The 5271-nt window shown below is 53.1% G+C and carries 9 protein-coding genes and 1 riboswitch; of the genes, 1 reads left to right on the forward strand and 8 read right to left on the reverse strand.

Annotation, left to right across the window (positions count from 1 at the left end; all coding sequences use genetic code 11):
* Nucleotides 1-111 precede the first annotated feature (111 nt).
* Nucleotides 112-303 (forward strand): hypothetical protein, encoded by a 192-nt coding sequence (locus VU18_RS13080; protein WP_014196683.1) that lies wholly within the window; start codon nt 112-114, stop codon nt 301-303.
* 127 nt (nt 304-430) lie between these two features.
* Here the strand turns inward: VU18_RS13080 and VU18_RS13085 are convergent, their stop codons facing one another.
* The 8 genes from VU18_RS13085 to gcvH all read right to left on the reverse strand — a co-directional run bounded on the left by VU18_RS13085 (nt 431) and on the right by gcvH (nt 5215).
* Nucleotides 431-1282, reverse strand: coding sequence for a MetQ/NlpA family ABC transporter substrate-binding protein (locus VU18_RS13085; RefSeq protein ID WP_014196684.1), 852 nt, complete (start codon nt 1280-1282; stop codon nt 431-433).
* 15 nt (nt 1283-1297) lie between these two features.
* Nucleotides 1298-1966, reverse strand: coding sequence for a methionine ABC transporter permease (locus VU18_RS13090; protein WP_021321765.1), 669 nt, complete (start codon nt 1964-1966; stop codon nt 1298-1300).
* Nucleotides 1956-2984 (reverse strand): methionine ABC transporter ATP-binding protein, encoded by a 1029-nt coding sequence (locus VU18_RS13095; RefSeq protein ID WP_021321764.1) that lies wholly within the window; start codon nt 2982-2984, stop codon nt 1956-1958. The genes VU18_RS13090 and VU18_RS13095 overlap by 11 nt, the downstream gene beginning before the upstream one ends.
* 87 nt (nt 2985-3071) lie before the next feature.
* Nucleotides 3072-3181: riboswitch (SAM riboswitch) on the reverse strand.
* Between the two features lie 73 nt (nt 3182-3254).
* Complete coding sequence (locus VU18_RS13100) at nt 3255-3602, reverse strand: hypothetical protein (RefSeq protein WP_014196685.1); 348 nt, start codon at nt 3600-3602, stop codon at nt 3255-3257.
* Nucleotides 3603-3747: 145 nt separating this feature from the next.
* The gene (locus VU18_RS13105; RefSeq protein ID WP_011232471.1) at nt 3748-4065 is read right to left on the reverse strand and encodes a thioredoxin family protein; all 318 of its coding nucleotides are present in this window, start codon (nt 4063-4065) and stop codon (nt 3748-3750) included.
* Entirely contained in the window at nt 4062-4421 is a 360-nt protein-coding gene (locus tag VU18_RS13110; protein ID WP_011232472.1) for a toprim domain-containing protein, read from the reverse strand. Before VU18_RS13110 ends, VU18_RS13105 begins: the two co-directional genes overlap by 4 nt.
* A gap of 98 nt (nt 4422-4519) precedes the next feature.
* Nucleotides 4520-4756, reverse strand: coding sequence for a YusG family protein (locus VU18_RS13115; RefSeq protein WP_011232473.1), 237 nt, complete (start codon nt 4754-4756; stop codon nt 4520-4522).
* A 75-nt stretch (nt 4757-4831) separates the two neighbouring features.
* Nucleotides 4832-5215 carry a glycine cleavage system protein GcvH gene (gene gcvH / locus VU18_RS13120; protein ID WP_011232474.1) on the reverse strand — a complete coding sequence of 128 codons (384 nt, stop codon included), beginning with the start codon at nt 5213-5215 and terminating at the stop codon, nt 4832-4834.
* Between the last annotated feature and the right edge of the window lie 56 nt (nt 5216-5271).

Raw genomic sequence — 5271 nt, forward strand, 5'->3', positions numbered from 1 at the left:
GAATGGTATTGAAAGGGTGTGGAAACACCACCGTTTCGCGATCATAGATGGAACGTCATGATGAAAACCGCCTGTTCTGTTCAACTTCCATCATCAATACAAAAGGGGGAAATGCGATTGATTCGTTGGGTTGTCTTTGCCTTAACAGCCGCTTTCGCTTCGTTTTTGACGTGGATCATCATCGGCAACACCCTCGGTGAACAGGGAGACGGCGCCTTCAGCTTAACGGCTGTGATCGTCCTGCAAAACTGCGTCATCATCGTTATGCTCGCCGCCGTACTGGCGCGTTTGAACGGCCGATGAAGAGCGGAGAAACAGGTCGGCCGCGGCGCCCTCGGATTCAGAATCGTTTTAACCTTTGCTGCTTTCTTTTCGTTTAAGGGGAGCGGCTTTTTGGGGACAAAAAAGAAACGGAAGCGAAACGCTCCCGTTATTGATTGTTTTCCGCCGCTGGAATGACGGCGCCGTGGTATTTTTCTTTAATGAAATCTTGGATTTCTTTCGATTGCAGCACTTCGACAAGCGTTTTGATTTCTTTCCGGTTTTCATCGCCTTTGCGCACCGCAATAATGTTCACATACGGATTGTTTTTCGGCGACTCAACGGCGATCGGGTCTTTCGCCGGGTCCAAACCGGCGTCAAGCGCATAGTTGGCGTTGATCAGCACCGCATCGCCTTCGCCGTTTTTGTAAATTTGCGGCAGAAGCCCGGCGTCGACATCGGCCTTAAATTTTAAATGCTTTGGATTTTCGATGATGTCATTGACTGTCGCTTTCGTTTTATCGACGCCCGGTTTCAATTTAATGAGCCCTTTTTCTTGCAGCATCGATAAAATGCGGCCATGGTCGGCGACCGAGTTGCTCATGATGATCGTCGCGCCGTCCGGCAGTTCTTCAATGCTTTTGTATTTTTTCGAGTATAAGCCGATCGGCTCGATATGAATGCCGCCGGCGTTGACGAAATCATAGCCGTACTCTTTCTTTTGCGATTCCAAATACGGAATGTGTTGGAAATAGTTTGCGTCGATTTGCTTCTCAGCCAGCGCTTTGTTCGGCAAGATGTAATCTTGGAACGTAATGATCTCCAAGTCGATGCCTTTTTTCTTCAAAATCGGTTTCGCTTTTTCCAAAATTTCCGCATGCGGCACGTTCGACGCACCGACTTTCAACTTCACCAATTTGCCGTCTTTGCCGCCTTCCGCGCTGTCGTTATTGTTGCCGCCGCATGCCGCCAAAGCGAGCACGAGAATGGCGGCGAGCAACACACCCAACCATTTCTTCATCAGTTGTTTCCCCCTTTATCGTTTATCGATTTTCGAAGTGACAAAGTCACCGATCAGCTGAATGATAAATACAATGACCAACACCAATACGGTTGCGACAAATGTCACATCGTTATGGTTGCGCTGGAACCCTTCCAAATACGCCAAGTTCCCAAGCCCGCCGGCGCCGATGGCTCCAGCCATCGCTGTATAGCTGACGAGCGACACCGCCGTCACCGTAATGCCGGAGACAAGCGCCGGCAATGACTCCGGCAGCAGCACTTTCCAAATGATCGTCCACGTTGAGGCGCCCATCGCTTGGGCTGCTTCGATGACGCCTTTATCAATTTCGCGAAGAGCGATTTCGACCATGCGGGCGTAAAACGGCGCGGCCCCAATGACCAAAGCCGGCAGCGCCGCATTGGCGCCAAGCATCGTCCCGACGAGCCATGTTGTAAACGGAATGAGCAAAATGATCAAAATAATAAACGGAATAGAGCGGAAAATGTTCACAAACGCCGCAACCACGGTATTGACAAACCGGTTTTCCCATAGGTTGCCCTTCGCTGTCAAAAATAGAAGCAAGCCAAGAACGATTCCGAGGACGAAAGTGGCCGCCACCGCCACTCCCGTCATATACAGCGTCTCGACCGTCGCCGCCCACACCGTCTCCCATTGCACGTTCGGCAGGAGGTTAGCGAGCATCGTGAATCACCTCCACCGCCACCTGCTGGCGTTGAATATAGTCAAGCGCCCGGTCGATTTCATCCCTCGCCCCGTCGAGGTGCACAAACAGCACCCCATAGGCGCCTTGATGGGTTTGCGAAATTTTCCCTTGCAAAATGTTGACATCGACGGCAAATTGCCGCACGACCTGGCTGATGAGCGGCTTTCCGGCTGCCGCGCCGACGAACGTCAGCTGCGCGATCAGCCCGCTCGGGTATTGGCCAAACAAATGGGAAATCGCCTCTTCCGTCTCCTCGGGCTCGATCAGCTGCTTGACGAACCGTTTCGTAATCGGCTGCTGCGGGTTGCGGAACACATGCAACACTTCGCCTTGCTCGACGATTCGGCCGCTTTCCATCACCGCAACGCGGTCGCAAATTTTGCGGATGACGTGCATTTCATGGGTGATCAGCACAATCGTCAGCCCGAGACGCTTGTTGATGTCAACGAGCAAGTCCAAAATCGCATCGGTCGTCTGCGGGTCCAACGCCGATGTCGCCTCGTCGCACAGCAAGACTTTCGGGTTGTTGGCGAGCGCCCGGGCGATGCCGACCCGCTGCTTTTGCCCGCCGCTCAGCTGCGACGGGTAGGCATCCTCGCGCCCGGAAAGGCCGACAAGCTCGATCAATTCATCCACCCGCTTGTTCCGCTCCTCTTTCGGGACGCCGGCAATTTCAAGCGGAAAGGCAATGTTTTCCCTGACTGTGCGAGACCAAAGCAAGTTGAAATGCTGGAAAATCATCCCGATTTCTTGGCGCGCCTTGCGCAGCTCCCGCCCTTTCACGCGCGTCATATCGCGCCCGGCGACGACCACCCGGCCGCTCGTCGGCTTCTCGAGCCCATTGAGCAAGCGGATGAGCGTACTTTTCCCAGCGCCGCTGTAGCCGATAATGCCGAAAATTTCTCCTTCGCGAATCTCAAGCGACACATTGTCGACGGCTGTGACCGAACCGTTGGCCGCTTGATAGATTTTCGTCACTTGTTCGAGTGTAATCATCGTTTCACCTTCCTCCCCAAGCGGCAGAGCGCAAAAAGAAAACCTTTCTGCCCGCAGAGAACAGAAAGGTATTGTGCACCATTCCGTCTCTTATCTCTCAAAGCAGGCCGCTTTGTGTGAATTGGCACCATTTCAGCACATGCGCTGACGGTTGCCGGGCTTCATTGGGCACATCCCTCCACCTCTCTTGATAAGAGCGCAACAATCGCCTATTCAATTGACTACGAATGTGATTGTATCATTGTCTGTCGAAGCGTGTCAACATCTTTTTTATCCGACGTCCCGATAAGGCTTAGCCAAATGGAGGAGCGACTCAAGCAGCAACAGATGACGAAAGCTTCCCGATACATGCACTTCGCGCAGCCGGACGAGCTGCTGCAGCTTCAGTTCGCCGTTCAGCAGGGACGCGAGCGCCTCTTTGGAACCGCGCACCGTCAATGTTTTCCGTTCATCGTTTTCCATCCCTCTAGCGGCTGATTCCTTGCCGATCAACAGCAAGGCGGTTTCGTCATCGCTTTCAAACCGAACATACAGCTGCTCATCCGGCAAAATCGGCACCAAATGGCGCAACACTTGCATCCGTTCCACGAACTGCCCAACTAATTCACGCATTTCCATGGATATCCCCTCCCCCATTTTTATTTTTTCACTTCCACCTGAAGAGGAGAAATCCTTTACAAAAATCTCGACAACCCGTTGACGAACGAGCGCCGTTTTTGTCATTTCCCAAGAAATGTGTCAAACAGCGTCAAAAAAAGGCGAATCATCGGGACGGCAAGCAGGCTTGAATCACTTCGTACAAATACGGAACGGAATGAAAGGCATACCACTTGCCTGCGACCGTTCCGTCCCTAAAAAGAAGCAGGCAAGGAACGCTTTCAATTTTCCACGCAACGGCCTGCTCAGGGATATAGTTGATGTCCGTTTCGTAAAACGGCAGCGCCGGAAACAACTGCTCCACCACCGTGAGCATCCGCCGCGCCAGCTGGCACGTGCCGCACAGCGGGGTATACAAGTAAAGGGCCAGAAGCGGCTCGACTTCCACCACTCGCATGACATCGTTTCGGTCGATCGCTTTCACTCGCCTCTTCCCCTCATGAGCGATTCGATGCGGACGTCGAAACGAGCGCGCAACAGCACTTGCGCCAAGTGCCAAGGCGGAGCGGCCGCCACTTCGCGATACGCCCGGTCAATGTAAAGATGCTCCGCCTCTGGAAACATGCGGCGAAACTGCCGGCGCAATTTTTCTCCCGCCTCATCGGCATCGGCCAAGACGTATACATCGCATCCTTCCAGCTCATCGGCCAGCTCCTCAAGGCGCGCATCACTGATCGTGCCGTTTGTGCAGACGATGACGACTGGTTCGTTCAGCACCGCCGCCACTTTTTGCTTGTCTGATCGCCCTTCGACGATGATCACTTTTTCCACGCGTCGCATGTCCGACCCACCTAACTTCAAATGAGGATACTATTATTGTATGTCTTGCGCCGGCCAAATGTTGAAAATGAAAAGCAACGGCCATCCACCGTTGCCTTTCAACACCAGCCCGCTTCCCCGTCGCAATCGACATATTTTTGGTCCGGCTCAACGGTAGCGGTCACCTGTTTGTAAATTCTTCCGTTTTGTTCGGTATACCCCTTTTTCAACGGGACGGCCGCCGGAAGCGGAAGGCGCCCGATGAGCTCTCCTTCCTCGTACAACTCCAGCGAGCGGCCGTTCAGTTTGCCGATGATCCGGTCCGTGACATCTATGCGCGTCGTTTGCAGCGCCATCGCGAGCACCCCTTTTTTCAATCAAATTCCGGTATGTATAGAGTGCCCGAATCGAAGCGAAGATTGCAGGAACGTTTATCCTTCGTTGATCATCGCCTCGTATTGTTCCGCCGTCAACAAATTGTCGATTTCGCTCAAATCATTCGGTTTGACGACGATCATCCACGCTTTGTCATACGGCGATTCGTTCACGTACTCCGGATGGTCATTTAACGCCTCATTCACTTCAACGACCGTGCCGCTGATCGGCGCATACAATTCCGAGACCGTTTTCACCGATTCAACGCTGCCGAACGGCTCGTTCGCCGTAACCTCTGCGCCGACTTCCGGCAGCTCGACAAAGACGATGTCGCCAAGCTCTGATTGGGCGTAATCCGTAATGCCGATGCGCACGTTCTCTCCTTCCACGCGCACCCACTCATGCTCCTTTGTATAGCGAAGTTCTTTCGGCGTGTTCATCGTATCCCTCCATTGCGACAAAATGTATATTCCTTTTCATCATAACCGATTTTCCG

The sequence above is a fragment of the Geobacillus sp. ZGt-1 genome (assembly GCF_001026865.1).
GTDB classification, from domain to species: domain Bacteria; phylum Bacillota; class Bacilli; order Bacillales; family Anoxybacillaceae; genus Geobacillus; species Geobacillus thermoleovorans.

Excerpts from the sequence above, each read along its gene's own strand:
- VU18_RS13080 (WP_014196683.1), top strand. The coding sequence starts at position 112 with ATGCGATTGATTCGTTGGGTTGTCTTTGCCTTAACAGCCGCTTTCGCT.
- VU18_RS13085 (WP_014196684.1), bottom strand. The coding sequence starts at position 1,282 with ATGAAGAAATGGTTGGGTGTGTTGCTCGCCGCCATTCTCGTGCTCGCT.
- VU18_RS13090 (WP_021321765.1), bottom strand. The coding sequence starts at position 1,966 with ATGCTCGCTAACCTCCTGCCGAACGTGCAATGGGAGACGGTGTGGGCG.
- VU18_RS13095 (WP_021321764.1), bottom strand. The coding sequence starts at position 2,984 with ATGATTACACTCGAACAAGTGACGAAAATCTATCAAGCGGCCAACGGT.
- VU18_RS13100 (WP_014196685.1), bottom strand. The coding sequence starts at position 3,602 with ATGGAAATGCGTGAATTAGTTGGGCAGTTCGTGGAACGGATGCAAGTG.
- VU18_RS13110 (WP_011232472.1), bottom strand. The coding sequence starts at position 4,421 with ATGCGACGCGTGGAAAAAGTGATCATCGTCGAAGGGCGATCAGACAAG.
- VU18_RS13115 (WP_011232473.1), bottom strand. The coding sequence starts at position 4,756 with ATGGCGCTGCAAACGACGCGCATAGATGTCACGGACCGGATCATCGGC.
- gcvH (WP_011232474.1), bottom strand. The coding sequence starts at position 5,215 with ATGAACACGCCGAAAGAACTTCGCTATACAAAGGAGCATGAGTGGGTG.